The 21,870-nt window shown below is 74.0% G+C and carries 19 protein-coding genes and 4 pseudogenes; 13 read left to right on the forward strand and 10 right to left on the reverse strand.

The annotated features are described in order from the left end of the window. The first annotated feature begins 1 nt into the window (after position 1). Positions 2–784, forward strand: coding sequence for an SDR family oxidoreductase (locus tag KIT14_02590; GenBank protein MCW5889421.1), 783 nt, complete (start codon positions 2–4; stop codon positions 782–784). Between the two features lies 1 nt (position 785). Here KIT14_02590 and KIT14_02595 read toward each other — a convergent pair whose 3' ends face one another. The 3 genes from KIT14_02595 to KIT14_02605 all read right to left on the reverse strand — a co-directional run bounded on the left by KIT14_02595 (position 786) and on the right by KIT14_02605 (position 3,863). Continuing rightward, positions 786–1,505: an HAD family hydrolase gene (locus KIT14_02595; protein MCW5889422.1), complete on the reverse strand. Its 720-nt coding sequence runs from the start codon at positions 1,503–1,505 to the stop codon at positions 786–788. Positions 1,506–1,581: 76 nt separating this feature from the next. Continuing rightward, positions 1,582–2,541, reverse strand: a complete 960-nt coding sequence (locus KIT14_02600) for an MltA domain-containing protein (protein ID MCW5889423.1) — start codon at positions 2,539–2,541, stop codon at positions 1,582–1,584. A gap of 41 nt (positions 2,542–2,582) precedes the next feature. Further along, the gene (locus tag KIT14_02605; GenBank protein MCW5889424.1) at positions 2,583–3,863 is read right to left on the reverse strand and encodes an alanine--glyoxylate aminotransferase family protein; all 1,281 of its coding nucleotides are present in this window, start codon (positions 3,861–3,863) and stop codon (positions 2,583–2,585) included. On the opposite strand from KIT14_02605, the gene KIT14_02610 reads away from it, so the two are divergent. Next, a complete protein-coding gene (locus KIT14_02610) occupies positions 3,811–5,232 on the forward strand; it encodes an FAD-binding protein (protein MCW5889425.1) in 1,422 nt (473 codons plus the stop codon). The genes KIT14_02605 and KIT14_02610 overlap by 53 nt on opposite strands. Here KIT14_02610 and KIT14_02615 read toward each other — a convergent pair whose 3' ends face one another. The 3 genes and pseudogenes from KIT14_02615 to KIT14_02625 form a co-directional block, all read right to left on the reverse strand. Next, positions 5,233–6,258, reverse strand: a complete 1,026-nt coding sequence (locus KIT14_02615; protein ID MCW5889426.1) for an NAD(P)-dependent glycerol-3-phosphate dehydrogenase — start codon at positions 6,256–6,258, stop codon at positions 5,233–5,235. Between the two features lie 109 nt (positions 6,259–6,367). Next, positions 6,368–7,550: pseudogene (locus KIT14_02620) on the reverse strand (Fic family protein). 169 nt (positions 7,551–7,719) lie between these two features. After that, positions 7,720–8,313 (reverse strand): HdeD family acid-resistance protein, encoded by a 594-nt coding sequence (locus KIT14_02625; protein MCW5889427.1) that lies wholly within the window; start codon positions 8,311–8,313, stop codon positions 7,720–7,722. A gap of 117 nt (positions 8,314–8,430) precedes the next feature. On the opposite strand from KIT14_02625, the pseudogene KIT14_02630 reads away from it, so the two are divergent. From KIT14_02630 to KIT14_02665, 8 genes and pseudogenes are all read left to right on the forward strand, one after another. Beyond that, a pseudogene (locus tag KIT14_02630) lies at positions 8,431–8,904 on the forward strand (FAD-dependent oxidoreductase). A 305-nt stretch (positions 8,905–9,209) separates the two neighbouring features. Then, positions 9,210–9,677 carry a hypothetical protein gene (locus tag KIT14_02635; GenBank protein MCW5889428.1) on the forward strand — a complete coding sequence of 156 codons (468 nt, stop codon included), beginning with the start codon at positions 9,210–9,212 and terminating at the stop codon, positions 9,675–9,677. A 14-nt stretch (positions 9,678–9,691) separates the two neighbouring features. Next, the gene (locus KIT14_02640; GenBank protein MCW5889429.1) at positions 9,692–10,561 is read left to right on the forward strand and encodes a cytochrome c; all 870 of its coding nucleotides are present in this window, start codon (positions 9,692–9,694) and stop codon (positions 10,559–10,561) included. Positions 10,562–10,647: 86 nt separating this feature from the next. Beyond that, positions 10,648–11,685 (forward strand): DUF475 domain-containing protein, encoded by a 1,038-nt coding sequence (locus KIT14_02645; protein MCW5889430.1) that lies wholly within the window; start codon positions 10,648–10,650, stop codon positions 11,683–11,685. Positions 11,686–11,716: 31 nt separating this feature from the next. Then, the gene (locus KIT14_02650) at positions 11,717–12,877 is read left to right on the forward strand and encodes an acyl-CoA dehydrogenase family protein (GenBank protein MCW5889431.1); all 1,161 of its coding nucleotides are present in this window, start codon (positions 11,717–11,719) and stop codon (positions 12,875–12,877) included. A gap of 70 nt (positions 12,878–12,947) precedes the next feature. Further along, positions 12,948–13,652, forward strand: a complete 705-nt coding sequence (locus KIT14_02655) for a TetR/AcrR family transcriptional regulator (GenBank protein MCW5889432.1) — start codon at positions 12,948–12,950, stop codon at positions 13,650–13,652. Positions 13,653–13,660: 8 nt separating this feature from the next. Next, positions 13,661–15,811 (forward strand): hypothetical protein, encoded by a 2,151-nt coding sequence (locus KIT14_02660; GenBank protein ID MCW5889433.1) that lies wholly within the window; start codon positions 13,661–13,663, stop codon positions 15,809–15,811. Positions 15,812–15,932: 121 nt separating this feature from the next. Then, the gene (locus KIT14_02665) at positions 15,933–17,015 is read left to right on the forward strand and encodes a hypothetical protein (protein ID MCW5889434.1); all 1,083 of its coding nucleotides are present in this window, start codon (positions 15,933–15,935) and stop codon (positions 17,013–17,015) included. Here KIT14_02665 and KIT14_02670 read toward each other — a convergent pair. Next, on the reverse strand, positions 16,981–17,556 hold the full coding sequence (locus KIT14_02670) for a hypothetical protein (protein ID MCW5889435.1): 576 nt from the start codon (positions 17,554–17,556) through the stop codon (positions 16,981–16,983). The genes KIT14_02665 and KIT14_02670 overlap by 35 nt on opposite strands. Before the next feature lie 187 nt (positions 17,557–17,743). Continuing rightward, positions 17,744–17,947: pseudogene (locus KIT14_02675) on the reverse strand (LysR family transcriptional regulator). Positions 17,948–18,026: 79 nt separating this feature from the next. Between KIT14_02675 and KIT14_02680 the strand changes: the two are divergent. After that, positions 18,027–18,640 (forward strand): annotated as a pseudogene (locus KIT14_02680) (NAD(P)H-dependent oxidoreductase). A 15-nt stretch (positions 18,641–18,655) separates the two neighbouring features. Here the strand turns inward: KIT14_02680 and KIT14_02685 are convergent. Beyond that, complete coding sequence (locus tag KIT14_02685; protein ID MCW5889436.1) at positions 18,656–19,516, reverse strand: LLM class F420-dependent oxidoreductase; 861 nt, start codon at positions 19,514–19,516, stop codon at positions 18,656–18,658. 342 nt (positions 19,517–19,858) lie between these two features. Here KIT14_02685 and KIT14_02690 point away from each other — a divergent pair, with 342 nt between their 5' ends. Together KIT14_02690 and KIT14_02695 are read left to right on the forward strand one after the other, a co-directional pair. Continuing rightward, the gene (locus tag KIT14_02690; GenBank protein ID MCW5889437.1) at positions 19,859–20,365 is read left to right on the forward strand and encodes a 4Fe-4S dicluster domain-containing protein; all 507 of its coding nucleotides are present in this window, start codon (positions 19,859–19,861) and stop codon (positions 20,363–20,365) included. A gap of 27 nt (positions 20,366–20,392) precedes the next feature. Then, entirely contained in the window at positions 20,393–21,067 is a 675-nt protein-coding gene (locus KIT14_02695) for a (Fe-S)-binding protein (GenBank protein ID MCW5889438.1), read from the forward strand. Between the two features lie 21 nt (positions 21,068–21,088). Here KIT14_02695 and KIT14_02700 read toward each other — a convergent pair whose 3' ends face one another. Beyond that, positions 21,089–21,865, reverse strand: coding sequence for a glutathione S-transferase N-terminal domain-containing protein (locus KIT14_02700; GenBank protein MCW5889439.1), 777 nt, complete (start codon positions 21,863–21,865; stop codon positions 21,089–21,091). Positions 21,866–21,870 lie beyond the last annotated feature (5 nt).

The raw sequence follows: 21,870 nt of genomic DNA on the forward strand, positions 1-21,870 counted from the left end.
CGTGGGCCGCGACGCCGTCCTCGTCACCGGCGCGTCGAGCGGGATCGGCGAGCAGCTCGCGCGCCGCCTCGCCTGCGAGCGTCGCGACCTCGTGCTGGTCGCCCGGCGCGTCGATCGGCTCGAGGAGCTGGCGGCGACGCTGCGCGCGCAGCACGGCGTCGCCGTCGACGTCGTGCCGCAGGACCTCGGCGCTCCGGGCGGACCGGACGCTCTCGTGGCCGAGCTGGCGCAGCGTGGTCTCGACGTCGACTGGCTCGTCAACAACGCCGGGTTCGGCACCTCCGGGCCGTTCTTCCGCCTTCCGGTCGAGCGCGAGGTCGAGCAGGTCCGGCTCAACATGCGGGCGCCGGTGGCGTTGGCGGGCCGCCTCTTGCCGGGGATGGTCGCCCGCGGACGCGGGCTCGTGATGAACGTCGCCTCCGTCGCCGGCTACGGGCCCATGCCCTACACCGCGACCTACGCCGCGACGAAGGCCTTCCTCATCGCCTGGTCCGAGGCGCTCGCCGTCGAGATGGAGGGCACCGGCGTGCGCGTCCTGTGCGTCTGCCCGGGGTTCACACGCACCGAATTCCAGGCGGTCGCGAAGGCCAAGACCGACATGGTTCCCGCCTTCGCCTGGATGTCCGCCGAGGCCGTCGCCGATCAGGCCGTGCGGGCCGCGAAGGGGCGCTCCGGCGTGCTCGTCAACGGTCTTCTCAACAACCTCATGACGGTCGGCATGCGCCTCGCCCCGCGCCGCCTGCTCGCGCGGGTCACGGCCGGGGCGATGCGCGGCCGACTGTAGCCTACGGTGCCGGCGGCGCGGCCGGCATCGCCGTCGCGCCCACCGGCAGCCGGCCGAGGTTCGCGAGCAGGTCCGCGGGATCGTCGAAGATCGCCATCGCGCCGTCGAGCGCGGTGTCGGGCCACCCCCCGCAGCGCAGCGCGACGGAGCGCACACGCGCACGCCGCGCGCTCTCGACGTCCCACGGCGTATCGCCGACGAGGAGCGCCTCGGCCGCCGGAAAGCCGCCGCGCTGGAGCGCAGCGAGGACGATGTCCGGCGCCGGCTTCGAGGCGCGCGCGTCGTCGGCCGAGGTGTGGGCGTCGATCAGGTCGGCGACCTCGGCCTGCTCGAGCAGCAGGGGGAGATCGTCGCGCGTGGCCGAGCTCGCGACGACGATACGGGCGCCCCGACGGCGCAGCGCCAGCACCAGCTCGCGCACGTGCGGCAACGGACGCAGGCTCGGGAGCCAGCGCTCGCGGAAGAGCTCGCCACGCCGGGTCTGGATGCGGGCGGCGAGCTCCGGATCGGGCTCCCGCTCGCACACGGCGCGCAGGATGCGGTCGCCGCCCATGCCGACCAGCGGCTGCACCAGCGCCGGTGGGACGTGGATGCCGTGCTCACCGAGCGCCTGCGCCCACGCCGCGGCATGCGCCACGTTGCTGTCGAGCAGGGTTCCGTCGACGTCGAGCAGGATTCCACGAATGGGAGGGAAATTGTCGAAGCGGGGAGTGTTTTGCATCTTCTTCCTCGGGAGGCGGGGGATACACCGATACCGCGACCCCTAGTTGCAGAGACGATGCCACGCGCCTGCCCATTCACTGCGCGACCGGCTCGAGGAGGTAGAGCGTCCCGCGATCGCGCGCCGACCCGGCGAACGCCTCGGCGTCTTCGCCCGGTCCGACGAACAGATCGACGTGTGCGCCCTTGATCGCCGCGCCCACGTCCTGCGCGACGACGAAGCGCCGCGCCGACGGGGTGACCAGGTAGGCGATGCGGCCGGACGGCACGAGCGTCGGGTCGGTCGCGATCGATCGGCCCGCGGTCAGCGGGACGCCCATGCTGCCGACCGGATCGCCGGGCGCGGCGCCGAGCTTGAAGAAGACGTAGCGCGGGTTCTCCTGCATGAGGGCGCGCTGCTCGTCCGCCGGCAGCGTCGCCATGACGCGACGGATGCCCGGCACCGTCGCCTCCGCGCGGGTCAGGTGGCCGTGCTCGATGAGCACCCGCGCGAGCGCCTTGTACGGCTTCTCGTTCGTGCCCGCGAAGAGCGCCGGGCGCACGGTGCCGTCGGGGAAGCGCAGGCGTCCGGAGCCCTGCACGTGGAGGAGGAAGAGGCCGAGCGGATCGTCGGTCCAGGCCAGCTCGAGGCCGCGTCCCGCGAGCGCGCCGGCGTCGATCGCGGCGCGGACCGGGGCCGAGCTCGGAGTGAGGTCCGGCGGCCGGGCATAGAGCGGGTAGCGGAAGCGCGCGTCGGGCCGCACCCGTGCGGCCAGCTCGGGCTCGTAGTACGCCGTCATGAGGATCGGGTCGCGCACCTGGAGGACGCGGAACGCGCCCGCGATCGCGCGCCGGCGGGCGGCTGCGTCGCCGCCTGCCGCGAGCGCGCCCAGGAGACGGCTCGCCGACGCCGCGGCCGCGTCGTCGCCCCGCTTGCGCCACGCGGGCTGCGTACGGGCGATCGCCTGACGCAGCGACGCGAGGTCGGCGTCGTCGCCGAAGTCGGGTAGCTGCGCGGCCCGCAGCTGCACGAGCGCGGGCTGCGGCCCGCGCTGCACGGCGCAGCTCGCCGCGAGCGCGGCGAGCAGGACGACGAGCCCTACGCCGCCGCGTAGGACGCCTGCGCCGCGGCCACGGCGACCCCCGGCGTCACCCGCAGCCCCTCGGCCGCCAGCGCCTCCTCGAGCGCCGCCAGCACCGCGAGCACGCTCGCCCGCCGGCTCGATTCTCCCATCAGCCCGATCCGCCACACCTTCCCCTTCATCGGCCCGAGCCCGCCGCCGATCTCGATGCCGTGGTCGGCGAGCAGCCGCGCGCGCACGCGCGCCTCGTCGACGTCGGCGGGCACCGTGACCGCATTCAGCATCGGCAGCCGGTGGCCCGGCTCCGCCGCCAGCCCGAGTCCGAACGTCTCCAGGCCGGCGACCAGCGCGCGATGGTTGCGCGCATGACGCGTGAACCGCGCCGGCAGGCCCTCCTCGGCAACCAGGCGCAGCGCCTCGCGCAACGCGTAGTTCATCGAGATCGGCGCCGTGTGGTGATAGACGCGCTCCTCGCCCCAGTACTGTGCGAGGAGGCCGACGTCGAGGTACCAGCTCTGCGCCTTCGTCCTGCGGGCGCGGATCGCGTCGAGCGCGCGCGGCCCGAAGGTGACGGGCGACAGCCCCGGCGGGCACGACAGGCACTTCTGCGTGCCGCTGTACGCCGCATCGACGCCCCAGGCGTCGATCTCGACCGGCACGCCGCCGAGCGAGGTGACGCAGTCGGCGAGAAAGAGCGCGCCGTGCTCGTGCGCCAGCCGGATCGCGTCCTCCAGCGGCTGCCAGGCGCCGGTCGAGGTCTCCGCGTGCACCAGCGCGACCAGCTTCGGATTCGACGTCTGCGCCAGCGCCGCAGCGATCTGCTCCGGGCGGACGACGTGGCCCCACGGTGCCTCGACGCGCCGAACGACCGCGCCGCAGCGCTCCGCCACCTCGGCCATGCGCGTGCCGAAGACGCCGTTCACGCCGACGAGAACCTCGTCGCCCGGTTCGACGAGGTTCACGACGCACGCCTCCATGCCGGCGCTGCCCGTACCCGAGATGGGGAGCGTCAGCGCGTTCGCGGTGGCGAAGACCATCCGCAGGAGCGCCTTCACGTCCTCCATCATGCCGAGGAACGCGGGGTCGAGATGGCCGACGAGGGGCGCCGACATGGCGCGCAGCACGCGCGGGTGGACGTCGGACGGGCCAGGGCCAAGAAGGAGGCGATACGGAGGTTGGAACTCGCCCGGCGCCGCGGTCACGGGGCGATTTGTATACACGGGTTCCGAGCCGTACAAACCACCGATGCGCGATCTGGCTGCCCGCCTGCGCGCCCTCGTCGGCCCGGACGGCGTCATCGACCACCCCGACGCGCTCGGGGTCTACGACTGCGACGGCTACACCCTCGAGCGCGCCACGCCGGATCTGGTCGTGCTGCCGGCGACGCCCGAGGCCGTCGCCGCCGTCGTGCGGCTGCTGGCCGGGGACGGCATCCCGTTCGTCCCGCGCGGCGCCGGGACGGGGCTCTCCGGCGGCACCCTGCCCGTGCAGGCGCCGGTCATGGTGTGCACGAGCCGTCTCAACCGCATCGAGTCGATCGACACCGCGAACCGCCGCATCGTCGTCCAGGCCGGGGTGGTGAACCAGTGGGTGACGAACGCCGTCCGCGCCCACGGGCTGCACTACGCACCCGATCCGTCGAGCCAGCCGGCATGCACCATCGGCGGCAACGTGGCCGAGAACTCGGGCGGCCCGCACACGCTCAAGTACGGCGTGACGACGAACCACGTGCTCGGCGTCGAGCTGGTGCTGCCGTCGGGCGAGGTGGTGCGCCTCGGCGGCCCGGTCGAGGAGCGCATCGGCTACGATCTCGTCGGGCTCGCGGTCGGCGCCGAAGGCACGTTCGGCATCGTCACGCGCGCGACCCTGCGCCTCACCCGCACGCCGGAGGACACGCGCACGCTGCTCGCCGTCTTCGAGTCGGTCGAGGCGGCGAGCGCGGCGGTGTCGGACATCATCGCCGCGGGCATCGTGCCGGCGGCGCTCGAGATGATGGACGACCTCATCCTCGGCGCGGTCGAGGACGCCTATCACGTGGGGCTGCCCACCGACGCCGGTGCGGTGCTGCTGGTCGAGCTCGACGGCCCGGCCGTGGGGCTCGATCCGCTGATGGAGTCGGTGTCCGCGCTCTGCCGCGCCCGCGGTGTTCGCGAGCTGCGCCTCGCGCGCGACGAGGCCGAGCGCCAGGCGCTGTGGAAGTGCCGCAAGCGGGCGTTCGGCGCGGTGGGACGTTTGGCGCCGAACTACTGCACCCAGGACGGCGTCGTCCCGCGCACGAAGGTGCCCGACATCCTGCGCGCGATCGCCGCTGCCGCCGCCCGCCACCGCCTGCGCATCGGCAACGTCTTCCACGCCGGCGACGGCAACATCCATCCGATCATCCTCTTCGACGAGCGCGACCGCGACCAGGTCCGGCGCGTGCTCGCCGCCGGCCGCGAGATCCTCGAGGCCTGCGTCGCGCTCGGCGGCAGCGTCACGGGCGAGCACGGCATCGGTGTCGAGAAGATGGACCAGATGCCGCTCCTCTTCTCGCCCGACGACCTCTCGGCGATGATGCGCCTGCGCGCCGTCTTCGACCCCGAGCAGCGCGCCAACCCGCACAAGATCTTCCCCGATGCGAAGGTCTGCGTGGAGAGCCGGGCACCGCGGCGTCAGGCGGCGTCGTAGCTACCGGCCGCCGACGCGGATGCCGTAGAGCTCGTCCTTGAACTCGCGCTCGAGGAGCCGGCGTACCGCCTCGTTGAGCGGCCGCCGATGGTGGAGCACGTGGTACACCTCGCAGGTGATCGGCATCTCGATGCCGATCTTGACCGACAGCTCGTAGGCCGCCGCCGCGGTGAGGAAGCCCTCGGCGACCGAGCGACGTGCCGCGAGGTAGGCCTGCGGATCGGCGCCGGCGGCCAGCTCCCTGCCGAGCGTGCGGTTGCGGGACAGGTCGCCGGTGCAGGTGAGGACGAGGTCGCCGACGCCGGCCATGCCGAGGAAGGTGAGCGGATCGGCGCCGAGCGCCACGCCCAGGCGCGTCATCTCGGCGAGGCCGCGGGTGATCACCGCGGCGCGGGCGTTGTGGCCGAGCCCGAGGCCGTCGCAGGCGCCGGTCGCGACCGCGAGCACGTTCTTCACCGCGCCGCCGACCTGGACGCCGATCGGGTCGTTGCTCGCGTACACGCGGAACATGGGTGCGTGCAGGAGCGCCTGCGCCTCGCGCGCGGCGACCATGTCGCTGCTGGCGACGACCACGTCGGTCGGCTTCCCGAGCGCGACCTCCTTCGCGAAGCTGGGACCGGACAGGAAGCCGAGGCGCTCGGGCGGGACGGCGGGCATCGCCTCGCGCAGCACCCCCGACATCAGCTCGAGCGAGCCCTCCTCGACGCCCTTGGAGGCGACCACGACGAGGGCGTCGCGCGGCACGACAGCGGCGATGTCCACCGCGACGCGGCGCACGTACTGCGACGGCGGCACCAGGACGACGAGGTCGGCGCCGCGCAGCGCCTCGGCCGCGTCGGTCGACGCGCGCAGCGACTCGGGCAGCCCGATCTCGGGCAGGAAGAGCGTGTTCGTGTGCCGCTCGTTGACGTCGGCGACCACCTCGGCCTCGCGCGCCCACAGCGTCACCGCATGCCCGCGTCGCGCCGCGTGGCTCGCCAACGCCGTTCCCCAAGCCCCAGAGCCGATGACTGCGACCGTCGCCATGCTGCACCTCGCGCTAGGATGTGTGGCTTTCGTGTAGCCCGGGACCCATGGTGGGGGTCAACGGGTGCGCCGCCCTCGCACCCGGCTCGTGGCGACCGTGCGGAGCGCCTCAGGTGGGCTCGGACCCGGCGTCGTCGAAGAGGCGGATGTAGCGGGCGTAGCGGAAGCGCCGATTGCGTCGCTGGCCCGTGAACTCGCTCAGGGATCCCCTGCTCGACGAGCCGCGTGACGAGCTGATTCGCGGCCGGCGACGTCGTGCCCGTGAGCTGTCGTACCTCACGCACCGAGACGATCGGGAACTCGTACAGGTGATCGAGGACGCGATGTCCGTTCCCGGCGGCGCGCCCGAGGCCGTGCGTGATGCGCAGCCGGTCTTCCTCGCGCAGCGCGAGAATGCGTCGCGCCGTCTCGGTCGCCTGGGCGCCGACCTCGTCGACGCCGCGCAGGAAGACCCGGAGCCAGTCCTCCCAGCTTCCCCGGTCCCGCACCGCCTGGAGATGGTCGTAGTACTCCTGCCGATGTCGCTTGAAGTAGTGCGACAGGTAGAGGACCGGCTTCCCGAGGACGTTGCGCTCGCACAGCAGGAACGTGATCAGCAGCCGGCCGACGCGACCATTGCCGTCGAGGAACGGGTGGATGGTCTCGAATTGGGCATGCGCGAGCCCGACCTTCACGAGCAGCGGTAGCGCGTCGCTCTGGTGGAGGAACGCCTCGAGGGCTCCGAGCGCCGTGGGGACCTCATGTGGCGGTGGCGGGACGAAGGCCGCATCGGCGAGGGTGCAGCCGGAGGGCCCGATCCAATTCTGGCTTTGGCGAAGCTCGCCGGGGGTGAGGCGCGAGCCTCGCCCTCCGGGGAGGAGCTTCGCGTGGATCTCCCGGATGAGTCGCACCGAGAGCGGAAGCTCTCCGAGGCGTGCGAGTCCGTGGTTCATCGCCGCGATGTAGTTCAGTACCTCGGCCACGTCGCCGGGCCCGTCGTGACCCAGTATCCGCGCCTCGGCGGAGAGCACGTCCTGCAGCGAGCTCTGTGTGCCCTCGATCTAGCTGGACAGGACGGCTTCCTTACGGACGTACATGAAGCCGAACAGGTCGGGGTTCGGCAGCGTCTGGATGGAGCCGTCGAGGCGTCCGAGGGCGCGATCCGCCTTCGACAGGAGCGGGTGCAGGCTCTCGAGATGAACCGGCGGTCGGGGAGGGAGAGCCGCGGGGACGAAAGCCCGGTACCCGGTGGGTTGGCGGACATAAGTGCCCGCCCTGGTTGATGGACGCTGGATATCCGGTCGATTACCCATGGCCCTGGCTGCCTTTATCAATGGACGAGAACCGCCCCATGATAAAGGCACGCCTAATCATGGGTGGCCCCATGGTAAAGGCAGCCCGATTCGAGGCAGGGAACGCCACCCGCGGGCTCGACCCGCTGCCGGCTGTCGTAGGTCGTGGACGCGGGCTCCTCCCCCGCGGTCAGGGATGGACGGGGGCTGCGTCCGGTGCCCCGGTCGGGGCCTTGCGCACGGTCATGGCGAGGGACGCCAGCGTGCTGCCGCTCAGGATGAGGTTGATCCCGACCATGAGCCCGATCGCCCACGTCCCCGAGGTCGGCCACTCGGAGAAGATCAGCACCCCGAGGACGATGCCGGAGAGGCCGCCGAGGAGGAACCAGCCCCAGTGATGGCCGGGACGCAGGCGCAGCGCCTGCATGCAGCGCAGGACGCCCTCGATGACGAAGAAGATGGCGAGCAGCAGCGTCAGCGTGAGCGCGCCCTGCATCGGCGTTCCGACGAGCACGAGCCCCGCCACGGCATAGATCACGCCGCCGAGGACGTGGAGGGCGAAGCCCTGCCAGCCGCGCACGCGGAACGCGTGGATCAGCTGGAAGACGCCCGAGAAGATGAAGAGCCAGCCGAGGAACACGGCGACGGCGACGGTGGCGATCACCGGTGCGCCGACGGCGAGCACGCCGGCGATCATCTGCACGATGCCGAGCGCCAGCAGCCACCCCCAGTGGTCGTGGAGGAGGTTGCGGAGCGTCGTCGGACCGAAGGCGGGCTGGGACATCGCGTTTCTCCCCCTCGTGGTGGATGGTGTGGGGCTCCGATAGCACGCCACGGAAGGATTGCCAGCAAGGTGTGCTGGACAGCCCGGACGGGTCCGGGTACGCCCCCGTCGCGAGCCATGCAGCAGTGGGCGGCGATCGTCGGTGCGGAGCATGTTCGCGACGGCCGGGCCGGCGACGCGGTCGGCGGCGTCGTGCCGCCGGCGGTCGTGTGTCCCGGCGACGCCGACCAGCTGCGCGCCATCGTCGCGGAGCGCGCGCCGCTGGTCGCCAGCGGAAGTGGCGGCCATCTCGACGTCGGCGCCGCGCCCCGCCGGCTCGAGGTCCTCGTGCGGCTCGAGCGGCTGGGGCGCATCGTCGACCACCAGGCCGCGGACATGACCGTCACGGTCGAGGCCGGGTGTTCGCTGCCCGCGCTCCAGGCGGCGCTCGCGTCGGCGGGACAGTGGCTGCCGCTCGATCCGCCGCGGCCCGAGCGCACCACCGTCGGCGGACTCCTGGCCGCGAACCTGTCGGGGCCGCTGCGTGCCTCGCAGGGGACGGTGCGCGACCTGCTCCTCGGCCTGCGGGTGGTCGGCGCGGGCGGCGTCCTCGTCGCGGGCGGCGGGCGGGTGGTGAAGAACGTCGCCGGCTACGACCTGCCGAAGCTGCACGTCGGCGCGCTCGGCACCGTCGGCGTGCTCGTGGAGGCGACGTTCAAGGTGCGGCCGCGGCCCGCGGGCGAGACCGCGATCGTGGTGGCCTGTCGCTCCGGACGCGAGGCGGGGAACATCGCGCTCGCCATCCGCGACGCGGTCGAGCCCCTGTGGCTGGAGGCGGCGGGCGCCGGCGGGCTCGCCGAGGGGCCGGGCGACGGTGCCGCCGTGGCGGTCGGCTTCGGCATCGCCGCCGAGCTGCGTTGTCGGCGGCGCGCGGCGCGTCGCCGAGGCGCAGGGATGCCGCGTCGTCGGGGTCGCCGACGGCGCAGGGGCTGCGCGCGCGTCTCGGGGCGTTCGACGGCGAACCGGCGGCGGCCATCCTGCGGCTCGCCGACCTGCCGGCGTCGACCGGCGCGGTCCTGGGCGAGGTCGAGACGGCGGCGCGCGCGGGCGGGACCGCCGTGCGCTGTCTCGCGCATGCGGCGAGCGGCGTCGTGCGCGTCGCGGTGGCGCGCGCCGAGCACGTGGCGCCCCTCGTCGCCCGCCTGCGTCCGGCGGCCGAGCGGCGGGGCGGCACGTGCGTCGTCCATCGGGCCGAGCCGGCCGCGGCCGCCGACCTCGACCGCTGGGGCGATCCGGGCGACGGTCTCGCGCTCATGCGCGGCGTCAAGGCCGCGTTCGATCCGGACGGCATCTTCGCGCCCGGTCGCTTCGTGGGCGGGCTGTGACGCGCGCGGCGTGGGTGCTCCTGCTGGTGCTCGCGCGGCTCGCCGCCGCCGCGCCCGAGGACGACGCCCGCCGCATGCTCGACCTCGTCGCCGCCATCCGCGTCGAGTACCTGGAGGCGTTCGAGGGCGGCGAGGAGCTCGAGTATCCGGCCGAGATCGCGGAGGCGCAGATGTTGCTCGCCGACCTGCGCAACATCAACGACCGCGTGCGTTGGATTCCACCCGAAGGGATCGCCGCGGTGCAGCGCCATCTCGACGCCCCGATCGGCAGCTTCGACGCGCCCGACCGGATCGAGGCGTTGGCCGCGGCGGTGACGGCGCGCACGGGCGTCGTGCCCGAGCACCTGCCACCGGAGCAGCCGTCGGCGGCGCGCGGCCGCGAGCTGTTCGCAGACAACTGCGCCGGTTGCCACGGTGCGCTCGGCCGCGGCGACGGCCCCGACGCCCGCGAGGCGGGCCTGACGCCCGCCGACTTCACCGACCCGACCTTCATGCGTGTCGAGACGCCGATGGACTTCTTCCTCATGATCACCGTCGGCCGGCGCCGCGGCGGCATGCCGGAGTGGGCGCAGAGCCTGTCGGTGCAGCAGCGCTGGGACCTGGTCGCACATCTCTGGACGCTCGCGCATCCGACCTTCGACGCGGCCGCGGCCGAGCCCGTGTGGACGGCCCACTGCGCCGGATGCCACCCGGCCGGCGCCAGCGGCGGGGCGGATCTCGGGCGGCCCGGCGCGCTCGTCCACCGGCGCGACCGGGACCTGATGGCGACCTTCGCGGCGTCGCAGCACGCCGCCGTCGCGCGCCGGCTCGACACCGCCCAGCGCACCCTCGCCCTGGGCTGGGCGCGGCACCTGTCGCTGGGCGGCGGGCCGGCCGCGCGCTAGGTCCGGCGACCGCAGCCCCCCGGGGCGGTTCGCTCGAGACGCCGGTTCCGCCGCCCGGGCGCGTGTGGTACGCGCGCACGCTCGCCATGCGCTACTTCCGCGGTTCGATCATCGTCACGTTCGCCGGGCTCGCCCTAGGGGCCTTCGTCGGCTGGGAGGCGTCGGGAACCGCGGCCGGCACCCTGTCGACGCTCTTCATCGTCTGCGTCCTCGCGGTGCTCGAGGTGTCGCTCTCGTTCGACAACGCGGTCGTGAATGCGACGGTGCTCCGGCAGATGGACGCGGTCTGGCGGCGGCGGTTCATCACCTGGGGCATCGCCATCGCGGTGTTCGGCATGCGCATCGTCTTCCCGCTGGTGATCGTCGCCGTCGTGGCGGACATCAGCCCGTGGGCCGCGCTGGTGATGGCCGCGACCGACCCCGACGCCTACTCGCGCACGCTCACCAGCGCGCACGTCTCGGTGGCCGCGTTCGGCGGCGCCTTTCTCGCCATGGTCGGGCTCTCGCACTTCTTCGACAAGGAGAAGGACGTCCACTGGATCGGCATGGTCGAGGCGCCGCTGGCGCGGCTCGGGCGCATCGAGGCGGTCGAGATCGGCGTCGTGCTGGCGCTGCTGTGGGCGATCTCGGGCTGGCTGCACGAGGGCGAGCGCCTGACGTTCGTCACGGCGGGCATCGCCGGGCTCCTCACCTACATCGCGGTCGACGGCGTCTCCGCGCTCCTCGGCGAGCCGGAGGCGGGCGCGGAGGTGACGCGTTCGGGCGCCGCGTCGTTCCTCTATCTCGAGGTGCTCGACGCGAGCTTCAGCTTCGACGGCGTCATCGGGGCGTTCGCGCTGTCGAACAACCTCTTCGTCATCGCCATCGGCCTCGGCATCGGCGCGATGTTCGTGCGCAGCCTGACCATCATGCTCGTCGACGAGGGGACGCTCGCCGAGTATCGCTACCTCGAGCACGGGGCGTTCTGGGCGATCATCGCGCTGGGCACGATCATGTTTCTCCAGACCGTGACCCACGTGCCCGAGGTCGTGACCGGTCTCGTCGGCGCCGGCTTCATCGGCCTCTCCTGGGTGTCGTCCCTGCGCTACAACCGGCGCCGCGCGGAGCGCGCCGCGCAACGTTGAACCGTGGCGGCGAGGGTGCCAGTCTCGCGCGATGGCCGTCCCGCCCGCCGCCGACCTCTTCGACCCGACCGAGGAGCACCGTCTGCTGCGCCGGACGGTCGCCGCGTTCGCGCGCGACGAGGTCGATCCGCAGGCCGCCGCGCACGACGCCTCGGGCACGCTGAACACGGCGCTCATGCGCCGCATGGGCGACCTCGGCCTCCTCGGCATCACCGTGCCGATCGAGCAGGGCGGCGCGGGCATGGACGCGGTCGCGGCGGTGATCGTCCACCACGAGCTGTCGAAGTACGATCCCGGCTTCTGCCTCGCGTACCTCGCGCACGCGATCCTGTTCGTGAACAACTTCCACCACTGCGCCGACGCGGACCAGCGCGCGCGCTACCTGCCGAAGGTCCTCTCGGGCGAGTGGATCGCCGGCATGGGCATGACCGAGCCCGGCGCCGGCACCGACGTCCTCGGCATGCGCACCACCGCGCGCCGCGACGGCGACGCCTGGGTGCTCGACGGCACGAAGACCTACATCACCAACGGCTGCGACGGCTTCTGCTTCCTCGTCTACGCCAAGGTCGACGGCAAGGTCACCGCCTTCGTCGTCGACCGCGACTGCCCCGGCTTCTCGACCTCGAACCACATCGACAAGCTCGGCATGCGCGGCTCGACGATGGCCGAGCTGGTGTTCGACGGCTGTCGCGTGCCGGCGGCGAACCTCCTCGGCGAGATCGGCGGCGGCGTCGTGCACATGATGCGCAACCTCGAGATGGAGCGCCTGACGCTCGCCGCGATGAGCGTCGGCATCGCGGAGCGCTGCGTCGAGATCATGCTCCGCTACGCCACCGAGCGCCGGACGTTCGGCAAGCCGATCGCCGAGCACGGCCAGATCCAGCGCTACGTCGCCGACGGTTACGCCGCCATGGAGGCCGCGAAGGCGCTCACCTACAACGTCGCCCGCGACGTCGCGCCCGACCGCCGCGCCCGCATCGGCTCCGACGCGGCGAAGCTCTTCGCGGCCCCGGTCGGCAAGCTGTGCGCCGACTATGCGATGCAGGTCATGGGCGGGGCCGGCTACTGCCGCGAGTTCCCCGTCGAGCGTCTGTGGCGTGACGCGAAGCTGCTCGAGATCGGCGGCGGCACGCTCGAGGCGCACCAGAAGAACCTCACCAAAGACCTGACGCGCGCGCTCGGCGGCCGTTGAGGGCCGGCGCGGACCGTTCCGCGCATTTCGTCCTTGACGGTAATTTTTGGGCACTCATATTACTCCAGGCGTGCCGCCGACGCCTGGAGCCAAGCGCCGTCCCCGCCTCGATCCCGAGCAGGTCCGCCGACAGATCCTCGACCTCTTCTGCGCCCGTGCGAAGCAGGTCGGGATCCGCGCGGTGATGATGGGCGAGCTCGCCGCCGAGCTCCGCATGAGCGCCTCCACGCTCTATGCGCAGTTCGCCTCGAAGGAGTCGCTCGCGCTCGCCTGCGTCGATCGCTGGGCGGTCGAGCTGGCGGCCGCCGAGGCGGCCGAGCCCGACCCCGAGGCCCGCCGCGGCGGCTTCGGCCAGTTCATGCACTGGCTCGACACCTGGTCGCGCGCCCAGGCGTCGCTGTCGCCCGTCTTCCTGCGCGACCTGAAGACCGACTATCCGGCCGCGTGGCAGCGCTTCCGCGAGGTCGGGTTCCAGCGCCGCGAGCGCGGGGCGGCGCTGCTGCGCCCGGTGCTGCGTCGCGATCTGGACGCCGAGATCGCGCTCAACGTCCTCGCCGTCATCCTGCGCGAGGTCATGCGGCCGGACTTCGCGGATCGCCTCCGCGTCTCGCGGCACGACGCTCTGCGCACGGCGGTGGCGATCTGGGCGAGCGGCGCGCTCGACCGGCGCGGCAAGGTGCGCGCGCTCGACGGCGGCAGGCCGGCGCCCGAGACGGCGCCGAAGAGGCCGGCGAAAGCCGCCCGTGCGCCGCGTTCGCGGCGGGGTGACGCGTGATCCGGGCCATGCGGCGGGGCGCGGCCCGCCTGCGCACCGCGGGACGCCTGACGCTGGTCGCGCTGGCGGCGCTCGCCGGCACGGTGCGGGCCGAGATCCTGATCCCGCCCTGCGACTGGCCGTTCCTGGTCGCGCCCGGCGCCAACAACGTCTTCTATCCGGACTCGATCGCCTCGTACTGGGTGATGCCCTTCACCGTCCAGGACGGCCTGCGGATCGAGATCTCCGGCGTCTACGCCGACGCGCGCTACGCCTCGCTCAACGTCTACACGGACAAGCCGTCGTCGGGCAGCCCGTTCGTGGCCAACGGCGTCGGCTCGTCGCTCGCCGACTACCAGTTCATGCCCGACCCCGGGAGCGTGAATCCGTGGCAGGAGCCGGCGGCGCCGGGCGGCCGCTTCACCGTGACGCTGCGCCAGGACGCCGCGTCCGGACAGCCGAACACCATGCCGCTGTCGCCCGTGGGCACCCCGGAGGGCAACCCCGGCTGGGTCATCTATCGCATCTACCTTCCCGCCGGCGGCGCGACCGGCGCGGACTACAGCGACTTCAGCCGCATCCCCTTGCCGCGGGTCAGGTTCCATCGCGGCGGCGAGTCGCGCGAGGTGCCGGCCTGCCGTGCGACGCCGGCGTCCGCGACGCCGGCCGACGTGGCGGTGCTGGCGCGGCTCGGCAGCGCTGCCGACGCCGGCGGCGGCGCGGACCGGGGCGGCAGCGGCGTGGGCGCCGGGCCGGGCGGTGGGGCGACGACGGCGCGCCTCGACCGTGCCGACACGCTGCCCGGCGAGCGGTGGTTCTATCGTCCGCCCAACGAGGAGTCCGTCGGCGGCTTTCCCAATGCCGACTCGGCCTACGTCGGCGCGACCGGCATCGTGCCGCCGCCGGAGCGCGACGTGATCGTCATCCGCGGCAAGGCGCCGCGCCAGCCGCCCGGGCTGCATCCGGCGCCGTGGCCGGCGCCGGGCCGGTGGGACGTGCGCTACTGGTCGATGTGCACCTACACGTTCTTCAGCCTGGGTCCGAGCGGCGAGCTGCGGCTCACCTTCCCGCTCGTCGCGAACCGTCTGCCCGACGGCTCCGTCGACTACGGCTGCCGCCACGACGACATCACGCCGCTCGACGCCGACGGCTTCTACACCTACGTCGTCGGCACCGAGTCGCAGCGCGCGCGCATCGAGCGCATCGCCGGCGCGACGTTTCTGCCCTTCTCGGCCGACCTGCCGGCGACGCCGCACAGCCTCTACTTCCGCAACATGGTCCCGGCCGACGGCTTCGAGCAGGGCTGCCAGTACGTCCCGTACGAGCGCAACCCGGACGCCGCCGCCGCCGTCATGGGTCCGTACTACCCGCGCTCGCGCGTGTGCGGGCTCGCGAATCTGGTGCAGAACGGGGCGGTCGCCTGCCTGCGCGACGGCGGCGCCTCGTGCAGCTTCTCGGCCGCGGAGCGCGTCGTCCTCGGCGGCCGCGTGCGCAGCGTCGACGCGGACGTGCTGGCGACCGGTGAAGGCGGGCGCGCGCAGATCGGAGCCCGTGCGCGGCTGGGAGCGGGCACGCTGCTGGCCGGCGCCGAGGTCGTCCTCGGCGGCGGCAGCCGCGTGTTCGACGTCGACGCCGCCGCGCTCGAGCGGCGACGGAGCGCGGGCGTCGACGGCGTGGTGACCTCCGCGGCGCCGCCCGCGGTCGCGTGCACCGTGCCGGCGCTGGCGTGCGACCCCGCGGCCGCGGACGTCACCGTAGCGCGCGGCGACGCCGACCGCACGCTGCCGGCCGGCACCCATGGCGTGCTGCGCATGGCGAGCCGCTCCCGCCTCCTCCTCGCGCCGGGCCGGCACGTCTTCTGCGGCCTCGAGCTCGGCCGCGCCGCCGTCCTCAGCGCGCAGGGCGCGGCCGGGGCGACGATCGACGTCGCCGGCCCGATGCGCATCGGCCGAGCGGCGCGCATCGGGCCCGCCACCGGCGCGGCGCCCCCCCGCCTGCGGGCCGGCGGAACGTCGCCGGCGAGCGTGCGGATCGGGGCCGCGGCGCAGGTCCGCGCGCAGGTGCTCGCGCCCGGCGGCGGGATCGTCGTGGGTCGGGGCGCCCAGCTGGTCGGCGGCGCGTGCGCGCGAACGTTCCAGGCCGGACGCCGGGCCGACCTGCGCTGCACGCCGGCCCCCTGACCGCGGCGCATCCATCGACGCGGCGGACGCCCGGGCCTCTGCGCCTTGTCCAGGGAACACGGCGTCGGTACCACGACGCCGGGTGCGACCGCGTCCGGCGCCCCGTCGAGGAGCGTTGCCGATGCGAATGACCGGAGTCGTCCCTGCCCTCGCCCTGCTGGCGAGCGTCGCCGCCGCGGCGATCGATCCGCTCGGCGACGACTTCGGCGAGTATCCGGGCGTGGACCTCGTCGGGCTCTCCGCCTGTCAGAGCGGCACCTCCCTGACCATCCGCCTGGACTTCTCGGCGCCCATCACCGCGCCGCCGAGCCTCCTCTCGAACGCCGTCTACGGCGCCATCGACATCGACGTCGACCGCGACCCGGCCACCGGGGCGGCGTCGCGCACCGACGACTCGAATCCCGCCGGCGCGGTCTCGGGCCTCGGCATCGAGCTGCTCGTCGACCTGTACGCCTACGACGCCGAGACGGGTACCACGACGATGCGCATCATCGACACCACCGAGCGGGTCGACGTGCCGGTGGTCTTCGCGACGCAGAGCCTTTCGGTCACGATTCCGCTGTCGCCGGCGCAGGCCCCGAACGGGGTGAACATCGCGGCGGTCGTGGGCAACATCGAGAACGCGACCGACGTCGTGCCGAACCTCGGCTCGATCACCTCGGAGCCCTGCTGCGGCAACGGCGAGCTCGACCCGGGCGAGGACTGCGACGACGGCTCCGAGTGCTGCAACGCCGCCTGCCTCTTCGCCGACGGCACGCAGTGCGGCGACGACGTCTGCACCCAGCGCGGGACCTGCACCGCGGGCGTCTGCACCGGCGGCGGCGCGCCGCTCGACTGCGACGACGGTGATCCCTGCTTCGACGACACCTGCGAGGCCCCGGGCGGCTGTGCGCACACCGATCGCACCGGCGTTCCCGGCGCCGCCTGCGCGTTCGCGCGCGCGCTGCCCACCGCCTGCGGCGACACCCCGCCGAGCCGGAGGGGCTTCGAGAAGGCAGGTGGGCTGGTCACCAAGGCCGCGACCGCCAGCACGAAGAAGCGGAAGGCGCTCCTCCGGAAGGCGCGCAAGGGCCTCAAGAAGTTCGTGAAGCAGATCGCGAAGCTCGAGAAGAAGGGCAAGGTCGGGACGGGCTGCTCGGGCGGGCTCCAGGGGCAGGCGAACGACGCCGTCAGGCGGATCGAGCGCGCGCTCGCCGGCGGCTGAGCGGCGGCACGCGGCGCAGGTCCGCCGCCGCCTCGCCGATCAGCCGGCGCAGGAAGGCACGCGCGGGATCGTGGGCCGTGCGCTCGTGCCACACCAGCGCGACGCGGCCCACGGGCAGCGGGACGGACAGCGGAAAGATCTCGAGCGGCAGCAGGCGCGCGTACGGGGCGGCGATGTCGTCGCTCACCGCCGCCACCAGGTCGGAGGCGGCGATCAGGGGCGGGACCAGCGGCGCGCGCGGCACGCGCGCCGCGACGTGCCGCCGCAGGCCGCGGCGCGCGAGCTCCTCGTCGACCGCCCCCGACGCGCCCGGGCGCTCGGTGACGACGACGTGGTCGGCCGCCACGTAGTCGCGCAGCGTGATGCGGCCGGCGCGCAGCGCCGGGTGGCGGCGGCGGACGATGCCGACGAGCCGGCTCGCGAACAGCCGCTGGACGTGGAGGCCCGGCGCCGCGGCCACGTCGCGGACGATGCCGACGGAGGCGTCGAGCGAGCCGTCGGCCACGCCGGCGGCCACGTCGAGCAGCGGGCCCGGCAGCACCTGCAGCGTCGCGCGCGGTGCCTTGGGCGTGCAGGCGGGCCAGGAGCGGGGGCACGAGCGCCAGCTCGGCGAGGTCGGCCATCGCGATCCGGAACGCCTCGTCGCAGCGGGCCGGATCGAATGCGGCAGGCGGCGTCAGCACGCCTTCGAGCGCCGCGAGGCCCGCCCGCAAGGGCTCGCGCAGGGCCTCGGCACGCGGCGTGCGTCGCATGTGGTTGCCGGCGCGTACGAGCAGCGGATCGCCGAGGAGCGCGCGGAGCTGCGCCAGGGCGTTGCTCATGGCCGGCTGCGACAGGCCGACCGCACGTGCGGCGGCGCCGACGCCGTCGTGCTCGAGCAACGCCCCGAGAGCGACGAGGAGGTTCGCGTTGATCGCCGGCAGGCGGGCCATGCGATCATTCTCCAAACGAATGACCTCCCATTGCAACGATCGATTCGACCCATGGGCCCATCGGCCGCACCCTCACCGCATGGACACCAACCTGCTGCACATCGACGCCAGCCCGCGCCTCGACTCGCACAGCCGCCGGCTGGCCGGCGAGCTCGTCGACGCCTGGCGGGCACGCCGTCCCGCGGCGACCGTCGTCCACCGCGAGGTCGGGCGCGAGCCGATCCCCCACGTCACCGAGGCCTGGATCGCCGCCGCCTTCACGCCGCCCGCGGCGCGCTCGCGCCGAGCGACGTCCTGGTCGACGAGCTGCGCGCCGCGCAGCGCCTCGTCATCGGCACGCCGATGTACAACTTCGGCATGCCGAGCGCGCTGAAGGCGTGGATCGATCAGGTCGTCCGCGTCGGCCGCACGTTCGCGTTCGACCCCACCGCCTCGCCCAAGCCCTACGCCGGCCTCCTGCGCGACGTCCGCGCGCTCATCGTCACTGCCCGGGGCGACGGCGGCTACGTCGACGGCGGCCGCAACGCCGGCCGCAACTTCGCCGATCTCCACCTGCGCGAGGTGCTGCGCTTCATGGGCATCACCGACACGCGCGTCGTCGCGGTCGAGCAGGACGAGTTCGGCGGCGCCGCGCTCGAGGCCTCGATCGCCCGGGCGCGCGAGCAGCTGGCCCGCCTGGCCGAGGACTTCTAGCCCACGCGGCGCGCGTCAGCGCTTCGCGATCAGCTTCTCGTGCAGCTTCGCGAACCCGCGCTCGATCCCCTCCGGGTCGAACGCGGGCGGCGGGACGACGAGCCGGTGGACGCCGGCGTCCGCCATGCGGCGGACGTCGTCGGGCTGGAGACGCCAGCCGGCGCCCGTGACCTCGATGGACGCCGGGTCGCGGCCGATGCGCTCGCATTCGGCACGCATGACGCCGAGGAGCCGGCGCAGCGACTCGACGTCGGCGACGCCGGGAAAGAAGCCGTCGCCGAAACGCGCGGCGCGCTTCGCGGCGAGGTCGGTGTGGCCGCCGACGTGGATGGGAAACGGATCCTGGACGGGCTTGGGGTTCGACTCGAGCCTCCCCCAGCGGAAGAACTTGCCCTCGAAGGGCTCCGGCTCGGGCTTCCACAGGGAGCGCATGGCGCGCACGGTCTCGGCGGTGCGCGCCGCGCGCTCGCCGAACGGGATGCCGAGCGCGTCGAACTCCTCCTCGAGCCAGCCGATGCCGATGCCGAGGAAGGCGCGGCCCTTCGACAGCACGTCGAGCGTGGCCGCCTCCTTGGCGACGTAGAGCGGGTGGCGCTGCGGCAGGATCAGGATGCCGGTGCCGACGCGGATGGTCTTCGTCACCGCGGCGACGTAGGCCATCGGCAGGAGCGGATCGGGGATCGGGACGTTCTCCGGGGCGGGCATCTTCCCGGAGCGGTCGTACGGGTAGGCGGACTGGTAGCCCACCGGGATCACGACGTGCTCCACCGACCACAGCGACTCGACGCCCGCGCGCTCGGCGGTCTGGGCGAGATGGACGAGCGCCTCCGGGAACGCGAACGGACCCGCGTTGGCGAACGATACCCCGATCTTCATGGGGGGCGCAGTTCGCACGGGCGGCTCTCTCGACGCAAGGTGGATCGGCCGTGCCCGGACACTGCGTGCCCTCGGGCACTAGGGGCGCAGTCGGAAAAGTGCCTCGGGGCACATGGCCGCGTTCCCGCAGGAACGGTCGCGTGGGAGCCTCGCGCACTGGGTCTCCGGGCCCAGGCGGGTCGATGGACGCCCGCCGACGGCGGACGGTCCCGGCCCCCCCGGGATCGTCGACATGGGGCGGCCGCCGCACGGCGGTCGCCCCATGGCCGTTCCGCCCCTCGCAACCCGTCGACGCGACGGCGATTCGCCCGACGCCCGCGCCTTCGCGTAGAGTCGGCCGACGTGCGCTTCGTGGCGACCGAGAAGCTCCTCACCTGCGTGCACTGCGGGCTGTGCCAGTCCGCGTGTCCGACGTACGTCGAGCTCGGCACCGAGGCCGACTCGCCGCGCGGCCGCGTCGCCCTGCTGCGCGGCCTCGAGGAGGGCCGCCTCGCGCCGTCGCCCGAGGTGCGCCGTCACCTCGATCTCTGCCTCGGCTGCCGCGCCTGCGAGACGGCCTGCCCGTCGGGGGTGCCGTACGGCCAGCTCATCGAGGCGGCGCGTCCCTGGCTCGAGGGCTTCCGGCCCGCGCCGGCGCGCGTCCTGCGCCGCGTGCTCGGCCGCGTGCTGACGACGCGCGGGCTGCGCCGGCTCCTCTTGGCTCCCGCGCGGCTGGTCGCCGGCGCCCGGTGGGCGCGGGCTTCGGCCGCGCCGGCGCCTTCGCCGCGGCGCTGCCACCTCCCGCGGGCGCATCGCTGCCGTCCGTCCTCGAGCCGCACGGCACGCCGCGCGGCACCGCCGTGCTCGTGACGGGCTGCGTGGCGGAGACGCTGTTCGGTGCTACCAACGTCCGCACCGCGCGGCTGCTCCAGCGCGCCGGGCTGCGCGTGCTGGTGCCGCCGGCGCAGGGCTGCTGCGGGGCGCTGCCGCTCCACCTCGCGCGACGCCGAGCGGGCGCGGCGGCTCGCCCGCGCCCTCGCCGCGACCCTCGCCGCCACCGGCGCCGACTGGGTCGTCAGCAACGCCGCCGGCTGCGGCGCGCTGCTGCGCGAGCTGCCCCACCTGCTGCCGGACGACGCGGGCGCGGCGCGCGTCGCGGAGAAGTCGCGGGACGCGCTGGCGCTGCTGGCGTCGGTGGGCCTGCCCGCGCCGACGGCCGCTTTGCCCGCCCGCCTCGCCGTGCACGACCCCTGCCACCTGGCGCACGGTCAGGGCGTGCGCGCCGAGGTGCGGGCGCTCCTGCGCACGATCGACGGCGTCGCGCTCGTCGACCTGCCCGAGTCCGAGCTCTGCTGCGGCAGCGCCGGCACGTACAACCTGACCGAGCCCGCGATGGCGCGGCGGCTCCTCGAGCGCAAGCTCGGCTGCGTGCGCGCGAGCGGCGCCGACGTGGTCGCCGCTGCGAATCCGGGCTGCCTGCTCCAGATGCGCGCCGGGGCGATCGCGGCGGGGATGCCGGTGCGGGTCGAGCATCCGATCGACCTGCTCGCCGCCGCCCACGGCGTGGCGTGACGCGCCGCCGCCGCCGTGCGCTCAGCCGTCGGCGACGGCGCAGCTCGCCGGCCGATGGCGCGCGTAGGTCTCGAGCACCCAGGCACCGATCGCGTGCGCCCGCGCCTCGCGGCGCAGCGCCTGCAACGCCTCGGGTTCGCCGTCCGGCCAGGGGTACGGGAACTCGGCAGGTCCGACGAGCGGCGCCAGCAGCGCCGCCGCCGTCAGGTCGGCCACGCTGAACGCGTCGCCGACGAGATGGCCGCTCGGACCGACCAGCCCGGCGAGACGATCCATGGCGGCGCGCGTCCGCGTCCGGCTGTCGGCGGCGCGGGCGTCGTCGATGCCCATGTCGAAGCGCATCAGCACCCGCGTCAACGGAAACGTGGCGCGGTAGAGCGCGCGCCGCGTGCGCGACGTGCCGCCGGTCAAGAGCGCGCAGGCGAAGTCCGCGTGCGGCAGGGCGCGATGGAAGGCGGCGCGGCGGACGTGCGGCCCGAGCTCGACGTCGAGCCAGTCCTCCAGCTCGAGCGCGCGCCGGCGGGCGTCGGGGTCGGCGGGGTAGAGGGGCGGGTCGGGCCAGCGCGACTCCAGCGCCGCGATGATCGCCGTCGAGTCGGGGATGGTGCGGTCGTCGAGCACCAGGACCGGCACCTGCTTCTGGCCGGTGCGCAGGAGGAGCGGCGCGATGTGCCAGCCCGGCAGGAGCATGCGCCGCGCGTGCGGCACGCCCTTCCAGTCGAGCGCCCAGCGCGCCTTCTCGTTGTAGTGCGAGAGCCGGAAGTGCCAGAGGACGGGCAGCGGCGCGTCCGGCGGCACGAGGG

This window comes from bacterium, assembly GCA_026129405.1.
Taxonomy (GTDB): Bacteria; Desulfobacterota; Binatia; order DP-6; family DP-6; genus JAHCID01.

What these genes read in the sequence shown, in the direction of transcription:
- KIT14_02665 (MCW5889434.1), top strand. Translation starts at nt 15,933, where the DNA reads ATGCGAATGACCGGAGTCGTCCCTGCCCTCGCCCTGCTGGCGAGCGTC.
- KIT14_02625 (MCW5889427.1), bottom strand. Translation starts at nt 8,313, where the DNA reads ATGTCCCAGCCCGCCTTCGGTCCGACGACGCTCCGCAACCTCCTCCAC.
- KIT14_02605 (MCW5889424.1), bottom strand. Translation starts at nt 3,863, where the DNA reads ATGACGCCGTCCGGGCCGACGAGGGCGCGCAGGCGGGCAGCCAGATCG.
- KIT14_02595 (MCW5889422.1), bottom strand. Translation starts at nt 1,505, where the DNA reads ATGCAAAACACTCCCCGCTTCGACAATTTCCCTCCCATTCGTGGAATC.
- KIT14_02610 (MCW5889425.1), top strand. Translation starts at nt 3,811, where the DNA reads ATGCGCGATCTGGCTGCCCGCCTGCGCGCCCTCGTCGGCCCGGACGGC.
- KIT14_02615 (MCW5889426.1), bottom strand. Translation starts at nt 6,258, where the DNA reads ATGGCGACGGTCGCAGTCATCGGCTCTGGGGCTTGGGGAACGGCGTTG.
- KIT14_02645 (MCW5889430.1), top strand. Translation starts at nt 10,648, where the DNA reads ATGCGCTACTTCCGCGGTTCGATCATCGTCACGTTCGCCGGGCTCGCC.
- KIT14_02685 (MCW5889436.1), bottom strand. Translation starts at nt 19,516, where the DNA reads ATGAAGATCGGGGTATCGTTCGCCAACGCGGGTCCGTTCGCGTTCCCG.
- KIT14_02660 (MCW5889433.1), top strand. Translation starts at nt 13,661, where the DNA reads ATGCGGCGGGGCGCGGCCCGCCTGCGCACCGCGGGACGCCTGACGCTG.
- KIT14_02650 (MCW5889431.1), top strand. Translation starts at nt 11,717, where the DNA reads ATGGCCGTCCCGCCCGCCGCCGACCTCTTCGACCCGACCGAGGAGCAC.